17 protein-coding genes are annotated in these 23,564 nt (G+C 41.1%); 10 read left to right on the top strand and 7 right to left on the bottom strand.

The features are described 5' to 3' along the window. Nucleotides 1-650 precede the first annotated feature (650 nt). The 8 genes from NPUN_RS22600 to rdgB all read left to right on the top strand — a co-directional run bounded on the left by NPUN_RS22600 (nucleotide 651) and on the right by rdgB (nucleotide 14,150). Nucleotides 651-1,733, top strand: coding sequence for a Gfo/Idh/MocA family protein (locus NPUN_RS22600; protein WP_012410802.1), 1,083 nt, complete (start codon nucleotides 651-653; stop codon nucleotides 1,731-1,733). Nucleotides 1,734-2,188: 455 nt separating this feature from the next. Then, nucleotides 2,189-2,812 carry a DedA family protein gene (locus NPUN_RS22595; RefSeq protein ID WP_012410801.1) on the top strand — a complete coding sequence of 208 codons (624 nt, stop codon included), beginning with the start codon at nucleotides 2,189-2,191 and terminating at the stop codon, nucleotides 2,810-2,812. Nucleotides 2,813-3,052: 240 nt separating this feature from the next. Further along, a complete protein-coding gene (gene fcmB / locus NPUN_RS22590; RefSeq protein ID WP_012410800.1) occupies nucleotides 3,053-4,222 on the top strand; it encodes a filament morphology actin-like protein FcmB in 1,170 nt (389 codons plus the stop codon). A gap of 5 nt (nucleotides 4,223-4,227) precedes the next feature. Continuing rightward, complete coding sequence (fcmC, locus tag NPUN_RS22585) at nucleotides 4,228-4,707, top strand: filament morphology membrane protein FcmC (protein ID WP_012410799.1); 480 nt, start codon at nucleotides 4,228-4,230, stop codon at nucleotides 4,705-4,707. A gap of 320 nt (nucleotides 4,708-5,027) precedes the next feature. Continuing rightward, a complete protein-coding gene (locus tag NPUN_RS22580) occupies nucleotides 5,028-6,329 on the top strand; it encodes a P-loop NTPase fold protein (RefSeq protein WP_012410798.1) in 1,302 nt (433 codons plus the stop codon). Between the two features lie 39 nt (nucleotides 6,330-6,368). Beyond that, on the top strand, nucleotides 6,369-11,816 hold the full coding sequence (locus NPUN_RS22575) for a tetratricopeptide repeat protein (protein WP_012410797.1): 5,448 nt from the start codon (nucleotides 6,369-6,371) through the stop codon (nucleotides 11,814-11,816). A 226-nt stretch (nucleotides 11,817-12,042) separates the two neighbouring features. Next, nucleotides 12,043-13,479 carry a phosphoglucomutase/phosphomannomutase family protein gene (locus tag NPUN_RS22570; protein ID WP_012410796.1) on the top strand — a complete coding sequence of 479 codons (1,437 nt, stop codon included), beginning with the start codon at nucleotides 12,043-12,045 and terminating at the stop codon, nucleotides 13,477-13,479. Nucleotides 13,480-13,565: 86 nt separating this feature from the next. Continuing rightward, nucleotides 13,566-14,150, top strand: coding sequence for an RdgB/HAM1 family non-canonical purine NTP pyrophosphatase (gene rdgB / locus NPUN_RS22565; RefSeq protein WP_012410795.1), 585 nt, complete (start codon nucleotides 13,566-13,568; stop codon nucleotides 14,148-14,150). A 141-nt stretch (nucleotides 14,151-14,291) separates the two neighbouring features. Here rdgB and NPUN_RS22560 read toward each other — a convergent pair whose 3' ends face one another. The 7 genes from NPUN_RS22560 to NPUN_RS22530 form a co-directional block, all read right to left on the bottom strand. Continuing rightward, on the bottom strand, nucleotides 14,292-14,630 hold the full coding sequence (locus NPUN_RS22560) for a P-II family nitrogen regulator (protein ID WP_012410794.1): 339 nt from the start codon (nucleotides 14,628-14,630) through the stop codon (nucleotides 14,292-14,294). A 345-nt stretch (nucleotides 14,631-14,975) separates the two neighbouring features. Then, on the bottom strand, nucleotides 14,976-15,584 hold the full coding sequence (locus NPUN_RS22555; protein WP_012410793.1) for a cell division protein ZapB: 609 nt from the start codon (nucleotides 15,582-15,584) through the stop codon (nucleotides 14,976-14,978). A gap of 229 nt (nucleotides 15,585-15,813) precedes the next feature. Further along, nucleotides 15,814-16,635, bottom strand: a complete 822-nt coding sequence (gene thiD, locus NPUN_RS22550) for a bifunctional hydroxymethylpyrimidine kinase/phosphomethylpyrimidine kinase (protein WP_012410792.1) — start codon at nucleotides 16,633-16,635, stop codon at nucleotides 15,814-15,816. A 153-nt stretch (nucleotides 16,636-16,788) separates the two neighbouring features. Continuing rightward, the gene (locus NPUN_RS22545) at nucleotides 16,789-18,129 is read right to left on the bottom strand and encodes an FAD-binding oxidoreductase (protein WP_012410791.1); all 1,341 of its coding nucleotides are present in this window, start codon (nucleotides 18,127-18,129) and stop codon (nucleotides 16,789-16,791) included. 602 nt (nucleotides 18,130-18,731) lie between these two features. Then, nucleotides 18,732-19,214 carry a tetratricopeptide repeat protein gene (locus NPUN_RS22540; protein WP_012410790.1) on the bottom strand — a complete coding sequence of 161 codons (483 nt, stop codon included), beginning with the start codon at nucleotides 19,212-19,214 and terminating at the stop codon, nucleotides 18,732-18,734. A gap of 917 nt (nucleotides 19,215-20,131) precedes the next feature. Next, a complete protein-coding gene (locus tag NPUN_RS22535; RefSeq protein ID WP_012410789.1) occupies nucleotides 20,132-20,533 on the bottom strand; it encodes a response regulator in 402 nt (133 codons plus the stop codon). 295 nt (nucleotides 20,534-20,828) lie between these two features. Then, nucleotides 20,829-22,151 (bottom strand): tRNA nucleotidyltransferase/poly(A) polymerase-related protein, encoded by a 1,323-nt coding sequence (locus tag NPUN_RS22530; RefSeq protein WP_012410788.1) that lies wholly within the window; start codon nucleotides 22,149-22,151, stop codon nucleotides 20,829-20,831. 86 nt (nucleotides 22,152-22,237) lie between these two features. On the opposite strand from NPUN_RS22530, the gene NPUN_RS22525 reads away from it, so the two are divergent. Together NPUN_RS22525 and tsaB are read left to right on the top strand one after the other, a co-directional pair. Further along, the gene (locus NPUN_RS22525; protein ID WP_012410787.1) at nucleotides 22,238-22,486 is read left to right on the top strand and encodes a Ycf34 family protein; all 249 of its coding nucleotides are present in this window, start codon (nucleotides 22,238-22,240) and stop codon (nucleotides 22,484-22,486) included. Between the two features lie 422 nt (nucleotides 22,487-22,908). After that, nucleotides 22,909-23,562, top strand: coding sequence for a tRNA (adenosine(37)-N6)-threonylcarbamoyltransferase complex dimerization subunit type 1 TsaB (tsaB, locus tag NPUN_RS22520; protein WP_012410786.1), 654 nt, complete (start codon nucleotides 22,909-22,911; stop codon nucleotides 23,560-23,562). Nucleotides 23,563-23,564 lie beyond the last annotated feature (2 nt).

Genomic DNA, 23,564 nt, shown 5'->3' with positions numbered 1-23,564 from the left:
ATTGCAAATTTTGAATTTTAAATCGCCAAATTACACCTTAACAAGATGCCAGGAAGCAATGCCAAAAAGATTCCTAAACGTCTCTTAGTGATGGTCAAGCCACACCAGTTCCTCTCAAAAAGTGCTGTGATATCTTCTCTACAAGACCCTGCTAATAGCTTGTTTCTTTACAGGAGTATGTTTCTACGGTAGGTACTGCAAATAATCATACAAAAATCTTTTCCATTAAACAGTGATAATTTTTTTTGAAAAAGCTTAAGTGTTATTTTTGACTATTTTGTAATTTTAGTGTTGTCAATTGGATATTGCTCTCAGTAACTAATTACCTCACGGTATCCCAGAGATAAGCCCGAACCGAGGAAGCTGACCCTGAGAACTTTGGAGAATTTACACTTAAGTCTTACTGAATGTTTTAAAGTTAATAAAAAGACATATATTTTTTGTAGAAAGTGCAAAATCAAAAACAAACCCGAACTATCTATACAAAAGATGTTTGGATTACGGGAACCGATCGCAAACTTTGAAATTCTTCATAAACATAGGCTCTATGTTACCATCTGGATGGTTTTAGACGGATCGTAACTGGCTTTCGAGTATAAACGCCAACGGCCGTAGCGTCTCTAAATTTGGTGGTTGAGGAGAGAATAATAGTGCAAGATAGCATGTCAGTGGCAGAACCGAATCTATATACACAGCGCAACCAGCCACGACCGATCCGCATAGGCGTGATTGGAGTGGGTAACATGGGACAACACCACGCTCGCGTGCTGAGTTCAATGAAAGATGTTGAACTGGTCGGAGTGGCAGATATTAACGTCGAACGAGGATTAGAAACTGCCAGCAAGTACAAGGTGCGTTTTTTTGAAGATTACTGTGACCTGCTACCCCTTGTGGAAGCAGTTTGTGTAGCTGTTCCCACCCGTCTGCACTATGCCGTGGGTATTAGCTGTCTGCTAGCGGGAATTCATGTTTTGATTGAAAAACCGATCGCAGCCAGTATTTCTGAGGCAGAGTCTCTAGTAAATGCGGCGGCAGAGTCTCAGTGTATCCTGCAAGTAGGTCATATTGAGCGTTTCAACCCAGCTTTTAAAGAACTGAGCCAAGTTCTGAAAACGGAGGAATTGCTAGCGCTAGAAGCCCATAGAATGAGTCCTTACTCAGATCGGGCAAACGATGTTTCGGTTGTGCTGGATTTAATGATCCATGACATCGACCTACTTTTAGAATTAGCTGCTTCCCCAGTCACAAAATTGACTGCTAGCGGTACTCGCTCCTTGGACTCTGGTTATTTAGATTACGTAACTGCCACTTTGGGATTTGCCAATGGTATTGTTGCTACTCTGACTGCCAGTAAAGTCACTCACCGAAAAATTCGCCGGATTGTCGCCCATTGCAAAAATTCATTTACTGAGGCGGATTTTCTCAAGAATGAAATTTTGATTCACCGACAAACAGCTGCCAATTCTCTCACCGACCACCGACAAGTACTTTACAGGCAAGATGGTGTGATTGAAAAAGTCTACACCAGCAATATTCAACCTTTGAGCGCAGAATTAGAACATTTTGTCAACTGTGTACATGGTGGCAATCAACCCTCAGTAGGTGGCGAACAAGCTCTCAAAGCCCTGAGACTGGCAAGTTTGATTGAGCAGATGGCGCTGGAAGATCGAGTTTGGAATCCATTAGACTGGCAATCGGAACCAAGGGTACAATCACTGACCCCGACAGCCTAGAAGAAGAGGGGATGAGGGGGATGAGGGAGACAAGGTAAAATTTTCTCCCTACTCTCCCACAGCCACCAACTTAGAAGAAAACCCTAAAGCATGTTTTTAAATTTGCCATCAAGTCTTTAGATCCTCCCTAGTCTTTTAACAAAATTGACTAAGGGGGATCTAAAAAATTAGAAAATAAAACTTAGTGGTTCTTTTCATTAATTTTGTGGGATTCGTAGTGAGCAATTTCTCGCTCAATTTCAAGGGTTAGAGCTACTTACGAACTTTTATAACCCTCGAAATTAATCAAACAGACCCCTAGCTTCCACTTGTCTTGCTCTATTTTTAAGTTGCGATGCAACTTTTAGTGCAGCCAAGTTACCTTGACTCTAACAAGCAGGGATAATTACTGTTTAAAAAAACTAAGGCTCAATCTTAGTAACAAGACTAGTGCAGCAATTTCAGGAATTGACTCAATGCTTGAATGGATAACTAACACTATCAACTATTTTGGCTATTGGGGAATCGCCCTACTAATGTTCCTAGAGAACCTTTTTCCCCCAATTCCTTCAGAATTGATTATGCCACTGGCTGGATTTACAGCAAGTCCATATCAACCAGGAGGGGCAAAGCTAAATATCATTGGTGTGTTTTTCGCAGGGCTTTTGGGTTCTGTATTGGGCGCACTTATTTGGTACTATCCAGGTAAGTTTTTGGGCGAAACCCGTTTGAAAGCTTGGGCTGACAAGTATGGTAAATGGCTGGCTATATCCAGTAAAGATATTACCAAGGCCAAAGGGTGGTTTGACCGACAAGGTAGAAAAGCAGTATTAATTGGTCGTCTTGTACCAGGAATCCGCACCTTGATTTCTGTTCCCGCAGGGATCAGCAATATGCCCTTGCTACCATTTTTGTTTTACACAACAGTAGGTAGCGCGGCTTGGGTGGGTTTGCTAACATACTCAGGATACATATTGGGTAGTCAGTATGAACTTGTGGACAAGTACCTTGCTCCTGTATCCAAAATCGTACTTGGGGGTTTGGTTCTAGCATTTGTTTTTTGGATATTCAAGCGCCAGTTAAGACGTACTAGAAGATGAAATACGGACGCTTTTGGTTTGAAAGCAGTGAAAGCAGGGGTTACATCTGGCCAAAATTCGCCTACACTATGCCAAATAATACTAGATGTACGAAGGCATGAGCCCATCGGAGATATGGTCAAAATTAATTTTTGGCGTATTTCTAGCTACACTTGACGCAACCTAGAATTTCTGGTTGCTCGCATTTTTGTAAGATGAGCATGACAACTTTTTACAGTTAAGTTTGAACTAGGAGCTTTCATGACAGACCAACCTTCCGCCGCTAACCCTATGAATAGTGCTGCTATACCCATGAATAGGCAGCCGTTAGCATCGACGACTCCCATAAATGCTGTTAATAATAATCCTCCCACTACTACCAAGTCAGGCGGTGGTTCCGGGAAAACCATTCTCAGTGTTGATTTAGGTAGAACTTCCACCAAAACTTGTGTGAGTCGTGAACCCGGCAGTGTAGTATTCGTACCTGCCAACGTTAAGCAGATGTCAATAGAACAAGTACGTGGTGGTGTTTTTGAAGCCAGAGCTACTGACCCTTTAATGGATTTGTGGCTGGAGTATCAAGGAAATGGATATGCTGTTGGTCAACTAGCAGCAGATTTTGGGGCGAATCTAGGAGTCGGCCAATCTAAGGTAGAGGCTGCACTGGTAAAAGTGTTAGCAAGTGCTGGCTACTTCAAACTCAGAGACGATATCTCAGTTGTACTTGGTCTGCCTTTTCTTTCTTTAGAGCAATTTGAAAAAGAAAAAGCACAGTTGATTAGCCAAGTAGGTGGTCCTCATGTATTGAACTTCCGAGGCGAATCTATATCGTTGAATGTGAGTAAGGTATGGGTAATGCCAGAAGGCTACGGTAGCCTGTTGTGGTCTGAAGCTCAACCGAAGAAAAGTCCTAGCAGTCCCGATTTTACAAAAATATCGGTAGCGATCGTTGATATTGGACATCAAACTGTCGATCTTTTGATGGTAGATAACTTCCGTTTTGCCAGAGGTGCTTCTAAGAGCGAAGACTTCGGGATGAATAAGTTTTATGAATTGGTGTCTGCCGAAATCGAGGGAGCAGATAGTCAATCTCTCGCGCTGATTTCTGCCGTTAACAAACCCAGAGGTGAACGCTATTACCGTCCTAAAGGCGCTAGCAAGCCCACCAACCTAGACGATTTTCTTCCCAACCTTACAGAGATGTTTTCGCGTGAAATCTGTAGCCGTGTGCTAGCCTGGTTGCCAGAACGCGTCACTGATGTGATTCTCACTGGTGGCGGTGGTGAGTTCTTCTGGGACGACGTTCAACGTCTACTCAAAGAAGCAAAGATTAATGCTCATTTAGCAGCACCTTCCCGTCAGGCGAATGCTTTGGGGCAGTATATTTATGGAGAGGCACAATTATCCTCCAATCGCGCTGCTAGGGCATAAAGCTGATGTTCCAATGGTCAAAAAAGGTAGTTAAATCCGTCACGTTCAACCCAGAGCTTGCTGATGAAAGCTTGTTAGCGCAAGTAGAAAGTTATTTGGAAAAACAACCAGACAAGACTTTCAGCGACCTCTGTAAAGAAGCCTTGTGGCAATCTTTATGTGTACCGGAATCTGTACAACCTGCTCCACAAACAGCAGCAACAACACCGGTTGAACAACAAATCGGTGAACTGCAACGTCAAGTGGCTGGACTTGAGGAACGCTTTTTTGCCAAGGGATCTAATCGTTTGGAGGCGATGGAACATCATCTACTGCAACTTTCTCAACAAGTTGCACAACTAGCGCTCATAGTCAACGATCGCTCGTTCGTTCCGTCTCCAACTCAATTAGAAGTAGTAAATAATACTTCTTATACTGTTGCTACCCCTCCTCAAGAGGTTGACCCCGTAATCAGTCGCCTTAGTCAGTTTCTCGATGATTTTTAAGGAAAAATCAGGTTTGTGAGCAGTTTTTGCTCATATTAACAATCCTTAATAGTATTAACTATTAAGGATTATTAATGTTTGTATATTTGTGCATATACAATATTTGGCAACGAGCCGCTAGACGAATGGTAAGCAACTTTTTGTCTATAAATCTACACAGCTAATCAAGTTATATAAACAAGCGATCGCACACCAAGAATTTATCTGCGATCAAAGTAAGATAAAGTCTTGTTTAGGACTACGGTATAAAGTTTTTCACTTCTAGCAATCTACAGAGGGAAATTACCCAGTTATACTGAGATAAACTAAGATTTCTTACCATGAGTAATACCAGTTTTTGGAAGCCTGCTTACCAGCTTTTTAAGCCAGAGGAACCACTGACTACAGCTGAAGACCTGAAAAATTTTTATGTCCAGCGAGCTAATAGTCCTGTAGAGAATTTAATCACTTTTTTGGATATGGAAGACGACCCAGCTAAATTTTTATTAGCAGGTCACAGAGGTGGTGGCAAAACCACAGAATTGCGGCGATTAGAACAAAATCTGAACAGCAAGTATACAGTAATTTGGATTGATACTGTCACTGCTCTAGAACAATATAACATCGGCTATGCTGAGGTTGTAGTACTAATTGGAATTAAAATTTTTGAAAAAGTTATTCAACAAGAATGGGGTTTAAAAGACGATTTATTAAATGATTTACTCGAAAGTTTAAAAACTGTAGTTTATCAAGATGAAGACGCTGAAAACACTGGTCTTGAAGTTCCAGAAATTATCAAAAAACTAGGTGTAATTCTTAAGCAAGGTGTAACTCGAAAAGTTACTAAAACTTACAATATTCGTCCGCAGCTTAGTAAAATCATTGAGCGAGTTAACGCCATCATAGAAGCTGCCGAAAAAAGAAATAAGCAGAAGTTACTGGTGATTGTAGATGGTCTTGACCGACACGATCAAGTTACAGCTTTGGAAATGTTCGCTAGTCCATTGCTGACTCAGCTAAGTTGCCATATTATATATGCGATCCCGATTTCACTCAGGTATTCTCCGAGTTTTCGTCAACCAATGGAAAGCTTTCAAAAATGTTTAGATTTAACTAATCCACCAGTATTTGAGTGCGATGAAAATTTATGTCCTACTACAATCCCTAATCAAGTTGGTAGAGACATTCTGAATAGTGTAATTAATAAGCGTTTAGCAAGTTTGGGTGTTGCTTATAAGGGTTTATTTAATCCAGATGCCCTAGAACTAATTATGGAAAAAAGTGGCGGTGTGATGCGTGACTTGGTGCGACTAGCTCGTACAGCTTGTGAAGTTTCTTTAAGGCTAGATTTGATATATGTAGACTTAGATGTTGCTAAAGAGGCTGTGCAAGAAGTTCGTAGAGAATACAACTTAAGCGATTACCATTTCCCTGAACTAGATAAAGTTCACCGCACAGGTTGTTTAACTACTAATACCCATAGTTTGCCTAACAAAGGTCAGTTTGTGATTTGTGATGAGCTTTTGCAAAATAAATTTGTATTAGGTTATTACAATGGCAGTAAAAAATCCTGGTTTGATGTGAACCCTATTCTATTAGAAGATTTACAGCGTTGGCAAGCTGCTAACTCTCCCCAAAAATAGCTTTTTTCTCTTGCAATCAGCAGTTATTCATCAATAAAAATGGCTTCTAACGAATCTATAAGTGCAAATGACGCAACAGAGCTAAATAAACTAGTTAGTTTCTTAGAACTATCTAGTGGAACAACGACAATTTTTGCTATTGCACCGGAGAGTGGGCCACAGCATCCGGTAGTCGAGGAAATCAAGTTACTTTTATCTCATAGCGATCATACTTTTCAGGAACCTCAGAACTTCTTTTATAGTGATAACTCACTGTATAACTTTCTCTACAGTTTAGATGAAACTGGGCTGCATAATCCTCAAACTAAACGCAAATTGATAATGGCGTTTGGAATTGACCAACTGCCAACATCACGCCTAAAACAAGAGATGAAGCAGTTGAATTTAGGGAGAGATTCGCTATTTGGTCGGGAATTAGTCATAATTTTTTGGCTAAATAAAGAGGAATTTTTAGAAGAATTTCGTAACCGTGCGCCTGATTTCTGGGATTGGCGAGGTAAGTTAGTGAAATTTGAGGCACGTCCACCTGTAAATCCTCTGTTTTATCCTTATCTGGAGTGGTTGATAGCTGAGAATTCCTATCTCAAAATTAGCGGTGTGATGCAAGTCCAGCGCCAAGTAGATATTTTTTTGGATCAAATTTATGTTTCACTGCAAGCAGTAAGGCGACAGCAGATTACAGAAACGTCGAAACTAGACCAAGAGATGACTACATTTCGCAAAGCTGAACATAGGTTTAGCATGAACATCTCTAGTCCCTACGATTTAGACGAACCTTCTTATTACGAACCAGTTTTACTAAGTTCAATACCCACTACTAGCACCAAAACAGTAACACAGAGAATTGATTTATCTCATGCAGTGCGGGAGAATCAATACTGTGTGATTCTCGGCGCTCCAGGTGCGGGAAAGACAACGTTACTGCGTTATCTAGCGCTACATTTTGCCACAGCGAAACGTGATGGCAATGAAATAGTAATAGGTGGTGAACCCCAAGAAGAATTGGGTAAAGCTCTGTTGCCAATTTTCTTTCGTATTGCCGATTATGCAGAACGACTGCAACAAGAACCAGAGTTAAGACTGCTGGACTATCTGCGCCAATTCTACCGCCAGTGGGAAGCTTACTTTCAAGATGAAGCAGAAGCGGGAACTGAGATGGCGACGCTACTATTAGAAAAAATGCGTCAAGGGCAGTGCTTAATGCTGCTGGATGGTCTAGATGAGGTATTTGAACAAGAAAGCCGCAGGCTGATTGTGGAAAGAATTGATCAGTTTGTGAATGCTTTCTCTAATAATAAGTTTGTCATTACCAGCCGCATAGCTGGCTACCGCGATGTGAAACTGAGCAGCCGTTTTGCTGAGTTCACTGTTGAAGATATGGGTAGCGAACAGGTAGAAAAATTCTTGGAACGCTGGTGTTTGGCGATAGAACGAGCGCAGCAGCCAGAAGCTAGTGAGGCACAATGGCAAAGAGCAGGAGATGACCAAGCAAGGAAGATTTTAGAGGCAATTAAAGACAATGAGGGTGTAAAGCGCTTGACAGCGAACCCTTTACTGTTGACAATTTTGGCATTGATTCACCGCAATGGTGAACGCCTACCTAACCGTCGGGTGAAACTTTATGAATTGGCAGTACAAACCTTGACGGAAGATTGGCAGCTAGGTAAGAAGTTGCCAGATGCTCCGAAAGTGCTGCTGAACCAAAATGAAGTAGTGGCATTTTTAGCACCACTGGCTTACTGGATGCATGAGGAGAAGCCCTCTGGTTTAGTCACTGAGGAAGAAGTTGAACAACAGTTAGCAGCAAAACTAGCAGAACTAAATGATACTAATCTAGAATCAGACTCAGTGCGGCTTGCCGTGCAGGAGTTTTTACGAAAAGTGCGGGAAACCACAGGTCTATTTGTGGAACGTGCGCCTGGAGTCTACGGCTTTATGCACCTGACGTTTGAGGAGTATTTTGCTGCACGTTATATTGCTGACAATGAAGTAAGCGATATTTTAGCAATTATCCGTAAACATTTGCATGAGCCGCGTTGGAATGAGCCAATTCTACTAGCTTTAGGCTATTACGGAATTTATTCTCCGAAACAGGCTAATAAGCTGGTTGAGCAGCTTTTCAGTAACCTTGAGGCTTATGAACCTGTAATTAAAGGTGGTAAGTTAAAAATAAAAAATGCATCTTCCCAGGATGCAATTATCATCTGGTCAGATTTGCAAGAAGAATCAACTACTAACTGTAAGCAGTCGGAATTACGGTTGAAAGATTTATTATTTGCTGGTGAGGTTTTAACTCAAGTTGAGCTAAATAGCAGTCGTCGCAAAAAGCTAATTCAAAAATTAGTTATTAGTTATCTTGTTTTAGATACAGATTTTGAGGATGATACAACTAAACAACTGTTAAGGCTGTTACGCCAAATTGAACTATTTAACCAGAAAGGTGAGGTTCTGGTAAGACTGAAAGAATTTGCTAATGACTCAACACTTGCTGAAGAAATACGGGTAAAAGCACAGACAGCTATTCTTTATGTTGCTTGTGGTGAAGCAGGGGCAGGATTAGTTAGTTGTACCATTGATATTGTTAATCAGCTAGAGCCTAATATATTTTGTCGTCTTAGAGAATTGGTTAAAGAACTAGGTGAAGAAATGACACCTGCTTTAGAAAATAGTGTGGAAAATTATGTTGGCGATCAGGACTCTCAAAGGGCATTAAACTTACTCACCGCAATATCTTATATTCGTACAGATAAATATACAAAAGCTGTTGAGCTATTAGAAAAAATCGATGTTCAGCCAAATTTCAGGCACAGTGCTTACATAGCTTGGTCAATTGCAACTTGTTATCAGGAACAAGATAAATTTGATAAAGCAATTGACTACTATCAGGAATGCTTTGAAAAACTAGCTTTATATATTCATCCATCTGCTTTTCTGTTGTTTTGGAGAAATCGAGGTATTTGTCATCGCTTACACACCAAATACGAGCAGTCACTAGAATGCTTCCAGCAGGCGTTAGCTATAGACAGAGAGCTTCGTAAGCCAGAAGATGAAGCAAGTGATTTATGGAATATAGGTAGAACTTATCAAGAGTGGGGCAAATATGAACAAGCGATCGCCTACCACCAAGAAAGCCATGACCTTTATAAGCAATTGGGCAAAGAGCAAGATGTGGCTAATCAGTGGTACAACCTAGCTGGGTGCTATCGCGATTGGGGTAAATATGAACAGGCACTCCATTGCGAACTCAAGGATTTAGAAATTTGCCAAAAGTTAGAAGACCAATCACAAGTGGCTTTGGCGTATTTTCACTTAGGCTACATCTATCAAGCATGGGGAAAATATGAACAAGCGATCGTTTACTTCCAACAAAGTCGTGACCTCTATGAACAATTGGGTAAAAAGAAAGATATGGCTAACCAGTTGTATTGGCTAGCTGATTGCTATCGTGATTGGGGTAAATATCAGCAAGCCGTAGAGTGTGAGCAAAAGGATTTGGCAATTCGCCAACAGATAGATGACCAAATAAGAATAGCTCTTGCTCATCATCAGTTAGGACGTATCTATCAAGTATGGGGCAAATACGAACAAGCGATCACCTATTTCCAACAAAGCCGTGACCTCTATGAGCAATTGGGCAAAGAGAAGGATGTAGCTAATCAGTGCTACAACTTAGCTAGGTGCTACCGAGAATGGGGAAAATACGAGCAAGCACTTGAGTGTGGGCAAAAGTGCTTGGCACAATATCAAAAGTTAGAAGACGAACCAGATATAGCTAGTGCCTACTTTCAATTAGGCTCGATTCATCAAGCTTGGGGCAAATACAAACAAGCAATCGCCTATTTTCAACAAAGCCGTAACCTCTATGAGCAATTGGGTAAAGAAAAGAATGTAGCTGATCTATGGTATCGGCTGGCTAGTTGCTATCGGGATTGGGGCAAATATCAGCAGGCAGTCGAATATGAACTCAAAGATTTAGCAAGCCGTCAACAACTGGATGACCAAACAAATATAGCGGATGGCTACAATCAACTAGGTCGAATTTATCAAGCTTGGGGTAAATATGAACAAGCGATCCCCTACTTTCAACAAAGCCGTGAACGCTATGAGCAATTAGGTTTAGAGAAGAATGTAGCTAGCCAGTGGTACAACTTGGCTGGATGCTACCGAGAATGGGATAAATATGAACAAGCACTGGAGTGTGGGCAAAAGTGCTTGGCACAACGTCAAAAGTTAGAAGACCAAGCAGGTATAGCTAGTGCCTACTTTCAACTAGGCTCGATTCATCAAGCTTGGGGCAAATATGAACAAGCGATCGCCTATTTTCAACAAAGCTATGATCTCTATGAGCAATTGGGCAAAGAGAAGGATGTCGCTAACTTATGGTACTGGCTAGCTGATTGTTATAGCAACTGGGGCAAATATGAACAGGCATTAGAGTGTCAACAGCAATGTTTGATCATACGTCAGACATTAAATGACACATCATTGATAGCTGTGACTTACCATCAATTAGGTCGCATCTATCAAACTTGGGGAAAATATGAAAAAGCGATCACTTATTTCCAACAAAGCCGCGACCTCTATGAGCAATTGGGTCAAGACAAAAATGTAGCTAATCAATGGGACTGGTTAGCTTATTGCTACCTGAATTGGGGTAAATATGAACAGGCAGTTGAATATCAAAAACAATATCTTTTGCTACATCAATCGCTAGATAACCAACCCGAAATAGCTAATGCTTATTATTGGCTAGGACGCATTTATAGAGTCTGGGATAAGTATGAGCAGGCATTAGAGTATTTTCAGTACAGTTACAACTTGTACCAGCAACTAGATTTAACTCAGGATGTAGCTAAATGTCATAGAGCAATTGGTGATAATCAACGCTTGCTAGCAAAGAATACCTCAGATAGAGCAGTAGCTTTTGAATTACTGGCGCAAGCTGAACAAAATATCCTTCAAGCCATTCAAATAAATAGCACAGGAGACTATAAAGAAAATCTTGCTTACGACTACATTATCTTTAGCTTAATTTGGTCAGAACGCATACGCATATCATCTTTTGACGACTCATTACTGCAAAAAGAAATTGCCCAATTTGAAGAATATTATAATACTGGCTTAACATATCTTGCCGAACTTGGGCAAACATTAAATCGAGCCGATGAAGCTCTTGATATCGCTCGTGCTTATCTGGAAATCAGCGTATTAAAAAATATTGAGCGAGCCGAAGAACTAGCCCAAGAATCACTCCAAGTTTTTCAAGAATATAATCGCCGGAAACTAGAAGCTTCATCTCGTAAACTCTTGGGCGAAATCTACCTGAGCCGCTCTGAGCATCATCAATCAGATATTGAGGCAACTGCTATACAGTTTTTAACTGAAAGTCTGCAAATTTACAGAGAGCTTGATTTGAGTGAAAAAGCTGCCGAGGTAGAGCAGCTAATACATCCAAATCTGGACAATGCTGGAATACTTAGCGATTAGAATTCAGCCATACATAAATAACCAAGCTCACGCAGATACGCAGATTTTACTTGGGAGCCAAAAAGCGCTGGCTGAAGACAAATCACTATCAGTCTATGCACTCTATTGCACAAATTTGCTCACTTTTGTGCTGAATATTATTAGTACATAATATTACTAGATTCTTTTTTTACTTTATACACTGTATAAATGCTAAAATCCTCAAGTAGACAGTTAGGATACCTAGATGCCAGTTGTAACTAACTCAATTAAGTTTGGTACAGACGGCTGGCGGGGCGTTATCGGTGACGAGTTCACCTTTGAACGTCTAGCCCTGGTCGCGCCAGTTGCCGCAAAAGTATTATATGATACGTATTTTTCTACGGTGGGTAGCCGGACAATAATTGTCGGTTACGATCGCCGATTCATGGCTGAAGACTTTGCTCGTGCTGTCGCCGATACTGTCAGTGCTGTGGGATTTGATGTGCTATTGAGCGAGGACTATGCTCCAACCCCAGCTTATAGTTGGGCAGCAAAAGAACTCAATGCTTTAGGGGCGCTGGTAATTACGGCCAGCCACAACCCTGGTAAATATTTGGGTTTAAAAGTCAAGGGTTATTTTGGTGGATCGGTACCGTCAGAAGTCACAAAAAAGATAGAAGAGCAGTTGTCAGTGGGAGTACCTCTAGCAGCTACCCCAGGTAAGCAAGAGAAATTCGATCCTTGGCCCAGTTATACCCAAGCACTAGAACGTAAAGTTGATATCGCCAAACTTCGAGAAGCGATCGCATCTGGCAAATTGACGTTATTTGCAGATGTCATGCATGGCGCTGCGGCTGGCGGATTGGCGAGACTACTAGGCAATCAAGTCAAAGAAATCAACTCACAACGCGACCCCCTTTTTGGTGGCGGTGCGCCGGAACCCTTACCTAAATACCTTTCAAAGCTATTTGAAGTCATCAAGACTCACCGAGAAACCGATAAATCAGGTTTAACAGTGGGGTTGGTATTTGATGGAGACTGCGATCGCATTGCAGCAGTAGATGGGGAAGCAAACTTCCTAAGTTCCCAAGTATTAATACCGATATTAATCGACCACCTAACTCTGCGGCGCAACTTTAGTGGTGAAATAGTCAAAACTGTCAGTGGTTCCGACTTGATGCCCCTTGTAGCAGCACTGCATAACCTGTCAGTCTTTGAGACAGCAGTTGGTTATAAATACATCGCTGACAGAATGTTAGTAGCAAAAGTGTTGCTAGGTGGCGAAGAATCGGGAGGAATTGGCTATGGCAGTCATATTCCCGAACGCGATGCCCTGCTGTCAGCTTTATACGTCCTAGAGGCGATCGTAGAATCTGGTTTGGATTTAGGCGAGTATAATCGCTACTTGCAAAAACAAACAGGGTTTACCTCAGCTTACGATCGCATTGATTTACCCTTAGCAAGTATGGAAGTGCGATCGCGTCTTTTGCAACAGCTGCAAACCAAACCCTTAACAGAAATTGCAGGGTTAGCAGTAATTGATTGCCAAACAATTGACGGCTACAAATATCGCCTCGCCGATCAAAGCTGGTTAATGATTCGGTTTAGCGGGACTGAGCCAGTTTTACGGCTCTACTGCGAAGCCTCGACAATTGAGCAAGTGCATCAAACTCTTGCTTGGGCGAAACAGTGGGCGGGGTAAAATTCATTATTAGTCATTAGTCATTTGTCCTTTGTCCTTAGTAAATGACCAATGACTAATTACTAATGACCAATGACTAATTACCAATGACCAAATTACTTGTAGTAGCCACAGGAAATCCAGGTAAGTTGCGAGAAATGCAAGCTTACCTGAAAAATTCTGGTTGGGAATTAACCCTCAAACCTGAAGAATTGGATATTGAAGAGACGGGCGAAACCTTTGCCGCTAATGCTTGTTTGAAAGCATCACAAATTGCTAAAGCTACGGGGAACTGGGCGATTGCTGATGATTCGGGTTTGCAAGTAGATGCTCTAAATGGCGCACCAGGGGTTTATTCTGCACGTTACGCCAAAACTGACTCAGAACGGATTGCTAGGTTATTGAAAGAATTAGGCAACGAGGTAAATCGACAAGCACAATTTGTTTGTGCAGTAGCGATCGCTCGTCCTGATGGTGCGATCGTATTAGAATCTGAAGGTATTTGTCGTGGTGAAATTCTTCACGCGCCCCGTGGTGATAGTGGCTTCGGGTACGATCCAATTTTTTATGTCCAAGAGTTGCAATTGACCTTTGCTGAGATGACACGAGAGTTGAAGGGTTCAATAAGTCATCGAGGCAAGGCTTTTACAGCTTTACTGCCGCAGCTGGAGAGAATTAAGAGACGCGATTAATCGCGTCTGTACAAAAGTTAAGAGTACAGACGCGATTAATCGCGTCTGTACAAGAGTTAGGATTTATGAATTCTGTTAAATCTTCATTCATTTAGTCCTGACTCACAACCCATAACTTTTAACTCTTAACTCCTAACTTTTTTAAACTGCTTCTGTGTTCTTTTCGCCAGTACGAATCCGAATCACTTGCTCAACAGGCGAGATGAAAATTTTACCATCGCCGATTTCACCAGTGCGGGCAGCAGCAATAATTTTGTCTACCACCATATCAACCTGATTGTCGTCAACGACGATTTCCACTTTGAGTTTTTGCAAAAACTCAACGGTGTACTCAGAACCGCGATACCGTTCAGTTTGGCCTTTTTGCCGTCCGAACCCCCGAACTTCAGAAACAGTCATACCGACAATACCAGCGTTAACCAAGGCAATTTTTACCTCATCTAGCTTAAATGGGCGGATAATAGCTTCTACTTTTTTCATCTTCTTGACTCCTGACTTCTACTAGCTTCGTTTATATATCTAACCAGATCCTTTGTCTGAAGCTGTAACTACCAGTGCTTTTCCTAAAAGATATGTAATAATTACCACTTTTTTAAAGTGTAGATTCTTTGCCTGATGTTTGAGACATGAGAACCAGCAAGGATTTATTGATTAAATAATCTTTGAGGTTCTAATATAAAGAATTTGCTGTCAAGCTAGCATATTATGTAGCTTTTATAACCTAAAAATAGATAAATTCCGCTATTTAGCAGATATCTTCAGATATTTAGAGAGTGATTGCAGAGAAATTGCTCGTTAGCCTGCTGCTGACTGTGGGAGTGTCAACTAACGTTTCTGATGTTCAAACAAAGGACGTACAACGAAATATCCAGCGCTAAAGGCAGTAAGCATAATTAGCAAGATGGTGATAATTAACCACCAGCCATTGAGTCCCTTGGGATCTGACTCAGTAGTGGAATAATAACTTACTTGTTGCTCTTCTATAAAAACTGGTTCTTGTATGGGGAAATTCATTTCCATTACAGGTGTCGCAAAGTTTTGGCGGTGGCTTTTTTCGGGTGGGGCTTTGGAGACAACAGGTGGACGCGGATGGGCAACCTGCTGACGTGGAGGCACTTGAGTTACTGGCACTTTAACAGCGCTTTTCACACCGCTAGAAGCTTGGGTGGCTTGCTGATAGCTAGGCGTAACATGGGAATCCACAAAATTTTGCAAATAAGAAAAAGAATCAACAACTTTAATAATTTCTTGGCGTAATAGCTGATTTTCTTGTGTTAGTTGCTGATTTTGGGTAGTGAGTGCATTTAGCCTTGCCTGTGCTGCTTGCAACTCTGCTGACAATTCTCTGTATACAGATAGTGGTACAGAGGGAGGGTAGGCTTGAGTAGTCGGTGTTGACGAATTTCTGTGAACAGAACCTATGGTTGTTCGCATCGGTGGCTTGGTATTAAAAATCAAGGTAAGTAGATCGTACAGAGATGCTAACAGAGATAGTCAACCCTGAAACTATGCCCAAGAATAATAGAAAAATTCCGAAAGGGCAAAGATTTGTTATTGAGGCATTGGAAAGAGGCAGAGGGGCGGGGTGCGGGGGCAGAGGGGAAAACTCTTCTCCTCTGCTCCCTGCCCAAGTTCTCAGTCCTCTTGATAACTGAATACGAGGTTAATTTCGTAACAATGGGAAGAAGTGTCCTACAGGGCCTTGCCCTTTGCCAATATCTAGGGCGTGAGTGAGTGCAGTAGTCACATACTCCTTAGCCTGTTGCACTGACGACCACAAGTCATTTCCCTTAGCCAGATTAGCAGCGATCGCAGCTGATAGTGTACAACCAGTACCGTGAGTATTTTTTGTCTCTACTTGCTGACAAGTCAAAATTTCCAACTTGTTCCCATCAAACCAGATATCAACGCCACGCAAATCTCCCTGCATACCGCCGCCCTTGACTAAAACAGCCTTCGTCCGTAAAGTCTTGTGAATAATTTCGGCAGCAGCTTGCATATCCTCTACGGAATTAATTTCTAACTCACTCAAAATCTGGGCCTCGTAGCGATTCGGCGTGATGATAACCGCCTTGGGAATCAGGGTATGAGATAGAGTCTTCACAGCATCATCATCAATCAATTGTGCCCCTGTACGTGACACCATTACTGGATCAACAACTAGATTCTCGATTTCTAAAGCTTCTACCTGCTGGGCAACAGCAAAAATAATTTCTTGATTGAGTAACATCCCGGTTTTGGCAGATTGTACGCCAATATCCTCAACTACTGCCTGAATTTGCGCCACAACAGCCTCTGTTGCCATAGCATCGACCCTTTTCACTCCTAGAGTGTTTTGTGCCGTGACGCAGGTTATAGCGCTAGTACCGTGGACACAGTGAAAAGCAAAGGTGCGTAAATCAGCTTGAATTCCTGCACCACCACCGCTATCTGAACCAGCAATGGTTAACGCAACAGGTATTCTGGAGTTTATTTCAGTGTTCATTATAAAGAGAAAGTTCTGAGACAGCAGAATTAAGGAGTCAGAATCGGCTACGCTAACAGAACTAAAACCCGCTTTATTCTTACCTTTGAGACTTAGCTTGTATATAACACCCAACTTGAAGTCTGCTGTATGTGTTTCTGTAGGTTGCTAATTTTAAATTGGTAATTGAATAACCTTGCTTTTACCAGGATTCATCAACCGATATGGGTCAACTATTTCTTTAAATTTTAACTGTTCAGGAGCAATAACTTTTCTGCCTCCGTCTTCCATAATATACGTGTGGGGATTGCCAATACTTACACCTTGTTCTTCGTGATAGCGAATAATTTCATTGAGGCGTTCTTCTGTGGTGTAGCGAACAAGTTGCAAACCAGCAATAACTACAGCACCGTTCAGGCGAAAAAATTCTAAATGCATCATCACTTCATCACCAAAGTGATGATAAAACTGCTCTACCACTTGCAAACTGCAATCGCTAGGGAACATACTTTGTAAGTAGGTAATTGTAGTATCTACACTCCGGGCGTGTAAGGTAGTGTGGTTCCAGCTAAATTCTATTAAATGTGTTCCTTTGGCTGCTTCCTCGGCTGGTTTTTCATAAGTAATTTGGCCGCCGTATTGCTGCACCAAACCCGGTAAAAATTCCAAACTCGATTCAGCAATTATCAAAGATACTGCGTGAGTCCCTTCAGGAATGTACTGTTGTAGGGCGTGAAAGTATTGGGGTATTGGGGATGCAAAAACAGAAATCAACTTTTTAATCATGCCATCAGCATTACCAAGGGCCTGACCAAATTTTGCTGCTGTCATAAAGTCGTCAAATGTGACAATAACTTCTGCCCAAGGATAAGCTGGCCCCAAGGGGATTTCTACTTCGGTAATAATACCGTTAATTCCCCAAGCATGATTCACCTTGTGTACATCATCACCGTGTAATTCGATCGCACGGGGTTCATCTTCTACAGTTACTACTCGCAGTGCTAAGATATTACCGCGATCGCTTAGTAACCCATATTGGATCGAGCCAACACCCCCACTTCCCCCAGCAATAAATCCGCCAATTGTCGCTGTGCGGTAAGTCGAGGGTGCCATCCGAATTTCCCAGCCAATCTCTCTGGCTTTTTTATCCAAAGCCGCTAACTTCACGCCAGCTTCTACCCGCGCCACCCCCGGTTTTACCCAAGGAATCCCTTGCATCCGCGTCATATCTAAAATTACACCGCCATGTAAGGGTACGCATTGCCCATAATTTCCTGTTCCCGCGCCCCTCACTGTCACGGGTATACGATGTTTTGCACAGGCGGCTGCAACTTTTAAAACCTCTGCTTCATTGGCGGGACGCACTACAATATCCCCAACTTTCCCCTCTAGTTTCGGTACAAGTACTGGGCTAAAGTTGTGATAATCCTGGGATAATTTTGCTACTTGGGCTGAATCAGTAATCGTTTCTATACCTTCTAAAGAATTAATCAGGGCATCCAATTTTATCGTCATAGTTGATATCCTTTTTTTTGACGCATAGGGACGCACGGGTTTGCAGAGAATTAACTCCTCTGTGTTTTTAAATTTTAATTCTCATTTTTTACAGCACTTTCATGCCACTTATTTAATATAAATTGGTTTGCCTTTGAAGTAGGCAAGGATTTTAATTGCTGGGTTGGGATGTGTAATAAGACACCAGAGGTTTTTCTGGAAAATTGCTGCGACTGTAATTTTGGGAATACTTTGTGCTATTGCGTTCACGGCATCAATGCCATAAAGAAATCTACCGTACCCCCCATCTATAATTGAGTAGCGCTGGAAAGCTGAAAGTTACTCATTTTGATATTGACATCTAAACCGTAGTCTTTCTAGATACCAGTAGCTATCACCTGGTAAAATTCGCCGTGTTCTGCTTGTGCTATCCAGTCTTTACCAAACGTAAGTTTATCCAATTGAGAATTGCTAGTTGATGGTTAGTTGCTGTTAGTACAAGCAGCAATAACGCTGCTACCAATCCAGATAGAAGCGTATTGAATAAAATTGCAGTGACTAAGGCGATGAATTGCTGTTGATGAGGGTAATGACAGATTCATAAAATAGTATGATGCTCTCTCCTATCTGCCGTCATAGCTGAATCTAAATGTACATTCTAGAATCAACTTTTGATTCACTAGTGAATAGGGCTGAATTTCTAAAGCACGTTTAAAAGCTCGGATCGCTTCACCATATTCTCCTAGTGCTGCATAACACAACCCCATCCCGTGAAGTGCCCCAAAATGTATCGGATTTATTTGTACAACCATCTGACAATCTGCCAGAGATTTTTGATAATCACCAATACTGTAATAGAGGAAAGCACGACGATTCCAGGCTTCGGCAAAATCTGGCTGGTCTTTAATTAGTGCCGTTAGCGCTGTTTCAGCTTCAGCAATTTCACCCGCATCTAGTAACTTTTGACTACGGTCAATTATTTCCAGCCCATAGATTCCCTTTTGCTGAAACCAGATCCGCCAAATTTTTCTGGTTGCTTTGTCCCGGACTGTAGCATCGGGGTTTTTCAACTCTTCAAGTAAGGAATTGATAGATAAAGAATCCATGAATTTGAAATCAGTGAATATACCTTTGTATTAACTTTCTCACAAAATATATCTACTGAGCCATTTTTAAAGTCATCTTTAAATTCACGCTGATTAATTGCTATTTATGAATTTCCTGTGTGCTTTATTGTATTCAGCAAGATGACTAATATTACACTCGATATTCAGGGTCATAAAAATAAAAACTCGCTAGAGGTAGTTGACGCATTCCTAGTGACTAATAGTTGAGAAAGCATCCCTAAAGAAATAATGACTATGGCTAATTTGGGATTTATCAGAAATTAGCAAGCGCTTTGGGATTGCAGAAGCACAGTTGCGTCGTACTTTATTTGAACAAACTAGGAGTATGTTTATAGAGTTATTGACGCGATCGCCTTTGAAGGTGTTTTGACTGTGGATATTCTCAGCGATCTGGCTGTGATCGGTTATTCTAACAAGCCGTTGATGAAGTCTTTCTGTTTGGTTGAGATATATGTAACTATCTGCTTATTTGCTGCACTATTAAAATATCAAGCGATTTTGTGGGCAATATTATAATGTGATATTCTATACATCTTTAATAAATGATAATTTGGATGAATATAGCTATATTATTCTTGGTTTGGGAAATGCAAACTATGCTTACACTTATTGGACACAAAATAAGCTGATTACCCATCAACAAATTACCATCAATGCAGTAATTCATGGGAGACTTCATTAATCATTGATTAACAACTTTTACATTCCTCAAATTAGATAATTATTTTAAACAAATCCGTAATAAATATATTGTAAAACTACAGAAAAGTCTCTCAGTCTATTTCCTGAACATCTACTAAGTAAGTTGACATAATAAAATCAAACTATGTAAATAAAAATGAACTAGGCTAAAACCCTATTGACTATTGCCTATAACGACAATTATTTACGCTCACTTACTTGTAATATTGAATACTTAAGTTTTGAAACTGAATATGCCGACTGATTACCACTTCTAATTGATTAAAATCATAGGGTTTAGTAATAGAATCATCAAATCCTGCAAGCTTAGTGGATTCATCATCTTGTACCTCTGTTAGAGGTGTTACTGCAATAATTGGGATAGTAGCAGTTTTTGAATTGTGTTTGAGGTCATCAATGACTTGGTTAGCACTCGAATTAGATAGCATCGTATCTAGCAGGATTAAATCTGGTTGATGAGTTTGTGCTAACATCACAGCCCTCACCCCTTGCTTGGTACAAATGCATGAAAAATTTAATATTCCTAGATGAGAATTAAGTAGCTCTAAATCATGTAGATTGTGTTCTACAATCAAAATTAAAGGCTTTCCATTCATTAACAGTTAGTCCTATCCAAAAAAGGCTACACATAAAGACTCCGCTGATTAGGAAAACCGAGAGGTATTTTTTTCTGGTAGGTGGTTAAGTAAATATACGAGGGCACATTCTGCCGACTAACTAGGCCATGAAATAAATAGACTGGTGTATAATCCATTAGGTTATCCATCTATGCTAAATTGCAAGAAAAACACAACATGATAATAGCAAGCAAATAGTAGCATAGATGATACGTATACTGACAATATTGATTAAACGATCGCGATTTTCTGGCTAGTACTACACCTAATTCCCTCAATTTAGCTTTTCTTGTAATTGACGTGCATAAGCGATCGCTTCTGTTGGCGTTGAGACTTTTCCCTCAGCTTGTGCTACGGCAATTTCTGTCAAAAGTTGTCCAATGATTGGTGAAGCTGGTATATCTAATGCTACGAGCAACTCCTTCCCGCTCACTAGTAGAGAGGGATGAGCAACCAGATCGTCAGGGTTAAGGTAGCGGTTGATTAAAAGTGTCAAGACAGGGCAGTCCCTTGCTTTGGTTTCCAAACTTGTAGCGACTGCTGTGTGTTGTGGCTTGTCACCAGACATCGCCTCTACCAAATTATCAAGTGCCATAGCCAATACTGCCGCAGTGGGAAACACAATATCTGCGTCACGGAATAAAAGATATTGTTCTCGCAAAGACATATCGACTACTTTAAACTGCGGTAACAATTTCAAAGCAGTGGTTACACCCCGAATTTCGGCACGACTATAAGTTAGTTGTTGTAGCTCTATTTCTGCTAATTCTGGATTGGGATTGACAAGACAAGCAAGTTTGGCAATACCTAACCAAGTAGTTTTGATACTATCGCGGACATATTCTTGTAGTTTTGCCCCTAATTGTTGCCAATTTTCTGTGATTAAGGCGGCTGCATTATCAACTGCGGCTAGTTTGTTCAAGCTTTCACGAGTAGCATTTTTGAAGAGAGGGGCAAGTAAACCATCTTCCCAAGCACTTGAGATCCAAGGAGTACCTTGAGAATTTGCCAGTAGATAGCCAATTTCTACCCGAACTCGTTCGGCTGCAACTTTGCTCAGATGTGATGCTAAAGAACAAATTGCGGTTCGGGTACCTGGCTCAATAGTAAAACCTAATTGGGCGGCTTGGCGATAACCTCGCATTAAGCGCAAAGGATCATCTTCTAAGTTTGCGGGTGATATCATTCGCAAAATGCCCTGTTGTAAGTCTACATAGCCTTGTAGAGGATCGATAATTTCTTGTGTATGGGGATTATAGGCGATCGCATTTACTGTAAAGTCTCGTCTGTGCAAATCAACCTCTAAACTATCTCCTTCCTGTTGGGCAAAGTCGGCTGTGGCGTGGGGAAAAACCACACGAGCAATTTGTCGTTCTGCATCGAGTAATACAAAACCAGCTTTGTAATGATGAGCGATCGCTCTTGCTACCTTTACCGCTTTAGATGGGATGACAAAATCTAGATCCAGATATTCACGAGTTCTACCAAGTAGCGCATCTCGCACAGCGCCACCTACCATGTAAGCTGATTGTGGCAAGAATTCTAAACTAAAAGGCCAATTTTCGGGAGCTAGGGTAGAAGGAATTGATTCATGCATTGTAATAAAAATCAACCCAGCAACTCATGAATAACGGTTGGGCTTAAGTTAGATTAACAATAAAGGCCCCTGGAGTTGGTTCTATTATGTGTATTTGTGTGAACTGCCACTATGTAGACAGCTGTGTTACCTATCATGCCGTAGAAGGGCAGCACCAACAGCCTCACTTGACTGAAACACCCAGTTTTGATCCGAATGAACCTTCTATCAATGTCAATATTCGGACAAAAGATGATCTAATTGAGATGGAATGGGATGTTGTTGGTTGTCTCAGCTTTAAACGGGAAACGGGTAAGTGGTCGAAATTGCGTCCTGGTGAATTAGTGCCGACTTGAGAAGTCAAAAGTAGTATATGATGCCTCAGCCCATTAATAACAAAATCTTGACAATTCCATCCCAAGTTTCCTAGTGGGAGTAAAAGTACTTAGTTGGTTTTACACACGTAGGTTGTTCGTGGGGTATAGCGATCGCTAAAACCCTTTTTCTTTCGTTCAACCCCGCGAAATGCCTGCGTTGTAAGCAATTTGAGGACGGTAGTCCCTTATCCTATTGTCAATAATTTAAGCTGAATGACAGATAAATTAGATACCTGCTAAAATTAACCCTTCAAAAACTGCCATAGTAAGGCTTATAAAAGGGTAGAGTTTTTCAATTACTTCCCCTCATGGGGATAAAAACAAAATGAAAATTCATAACTATGATGTGCTTGAATAGATACATCAAGTTAACTATAGAAAAATCAATATTTTAATTAACTTTGACTACAGAACTAAAACACTTCACAACGAAATACGCTTTATCACTACACACCACCACTCCCGAATTAGGATTGGCAATTAGTAATTTTTCTGGTGAAAATCGCTCTCAAGTTTGGAATTTGGGGCGTGATTTATCTAGCTTAATCCATCAATATTTAATTGACTTTATCAAACCGCAAACTTGGGCGGATTTGTCTTTCATCGCAGTTGCAAAAGGTCCTGGTGGCTTTACAGGAACTCGCATTGGTGTTGTCGCTGCTCGAACTTTAGGTCAACAATTAGATATCCCTATATTTGCAATTTCAACTTTAGCTGCGGTGGCTTGGGCAGAAGTAGGCAAAAGTCTAAATCTAAAAACTATTGCTGTAGAAATGCCAGCCCAACGAGGTCAAATCTTTGCTGCTATCTATCAGTTTGAGCCAGATGTTTCTAAACTAAAAGTGTGTTTACCAGATAGAGTATTCACACCAGAAGCATGGCAGGAAACTTTAGGAAATTGGAACACTAATTATCAGCTAATTCAAGCAAAATCTGGGTTAGCAGCAACGGTAACAAGTATTTTGGAACTAGCTAATCTTGATTGGCAAGAAGGTAAGTACCCTAATTGGTCAGAGGCTTTGCCATATTATGGGCAACATCCAGTAGAAATTTAACT

It is taken from the genome of Nostoc punctiforme PCC 73102 (genome assembly GCF_000020025.1).
Lineage (GTDB): Bacteria > Cyanobacteriota > Cyanobacteriia > Cyanobacteriales > Nostocaceae > Nostoc > Nostoc punctiforme.
The sequence above is the reverse complement of the archived record's forward strand: the minus strand, read 5'-3'. Positions and strand labels throughout refer to the sequence as shown.

Excerpts from the sequence above, each read along its gene's own strand:
- NPUN_RS22595 (WP_012410801.1), top strand. The coding sequence starts at position 2,189 with ATGCTTGAATGGATAACTAACACTATCAACTATTTTGGCTATTGGGGA.
- fcmB (WP_012410800.1), top strand. The coding sequence starts at position 3,053 with ATGACAGACCAACCTTCCGCCGCTAACCCTATGAATAGTGCTGCTATA.
- fcmC (WP_012410799.1), top strand. The coding sequence starts at position 4,228 with ATGTTCCAATGGTCAAAAAAGGTAGTTAAATCCGTCACGTTCAACCCA.
- NPUN_RS22580 (WP_012410798.1), top strand. The coding sequence starts at position 5,028 with ATGAGTAATACCAGTTTTTGGAAGCCTGCTTACCAGCTTTTTAAGCCA.
- NPUN_RS22575 (WP_012410797.1), top strand. The coding sequence starts at position 6,369 with ATGGCTTCTAACGAATCTATAAGTGCAAATGACGCAACAGAGCTAAAT.
- NPUN_RS22570 (WP_012410796.1), top strand. The coding sequence starts at position 12,043 with ATGCCAGTTGTAACTAACTCAATTAAGTTTGGTACAGACGGCTGGCGG.
- rdgB (WP_012410795.1), top strand. The coding sequence starts at position 13,566 with ATGACCAAATTACTTGTAGTAGCCACAGGAAATCCAGGTAAGTTGCGA.
- NPUN_RS22560 (WP_012410794.1), bottom strand. The coding sequence starts at position 14,630 with ATGAAAAAAGTAGAAGCTATTATCCGCCCATTTAAGCTAGATGAGGTA.
- NPUN_RS22555 (WP_012410793.1), bottom strand. The coding sequence starts at position 15,584 with ATGCGAACAACCATAGGTTCTGTTCACAGAAATTCGTCAACACCGACT.
- thiD (WP_012410792.1), bottom strand. The coding sequence starts at position 16,635 with ATGAACACTGAAATAAACTCCAGAATACCTGTTGCGTTAACCATTGCT.
- NPUN_RS22545 (WP_012410791.1), bottom strand. The coding sequence starts at position 18,129 with ATGACGATAAAATTGGATGCCCTGATTAATTCTTTAGAAGGTATAGAA.
- NPUN_RS22540 (WP_012410790.1), bottom strand. The coding sequence starts at position 19,214 with ATGGATTCTTTATCTATCAATTCCTTACTTGAAGAGTTGAAAAACCCC.
- NPUN_RS22535 (WP_012410789.1), bottom strand. The coding sequence starts at position 20,533 with ATGAATGGAAAGCCTTTAATTTTGATTGTAGAACACAATCTACATGAT.
- NPUN_RS22530 (WP_012410788.1), bottom strand. The coding sequence starts at position 22,151 with ATGCATGAATCAATTCCTTCTACCCTAGCTCCCGAAAATTGGCCTTTT.
- NPUN_RS22525 (WP_012410787.1), top strand. The coding sequence starts at position 22,238 with ATGTGTATTTGTGTGAACTGCCACTATGTAGACAGCTGTGTTACCTAT.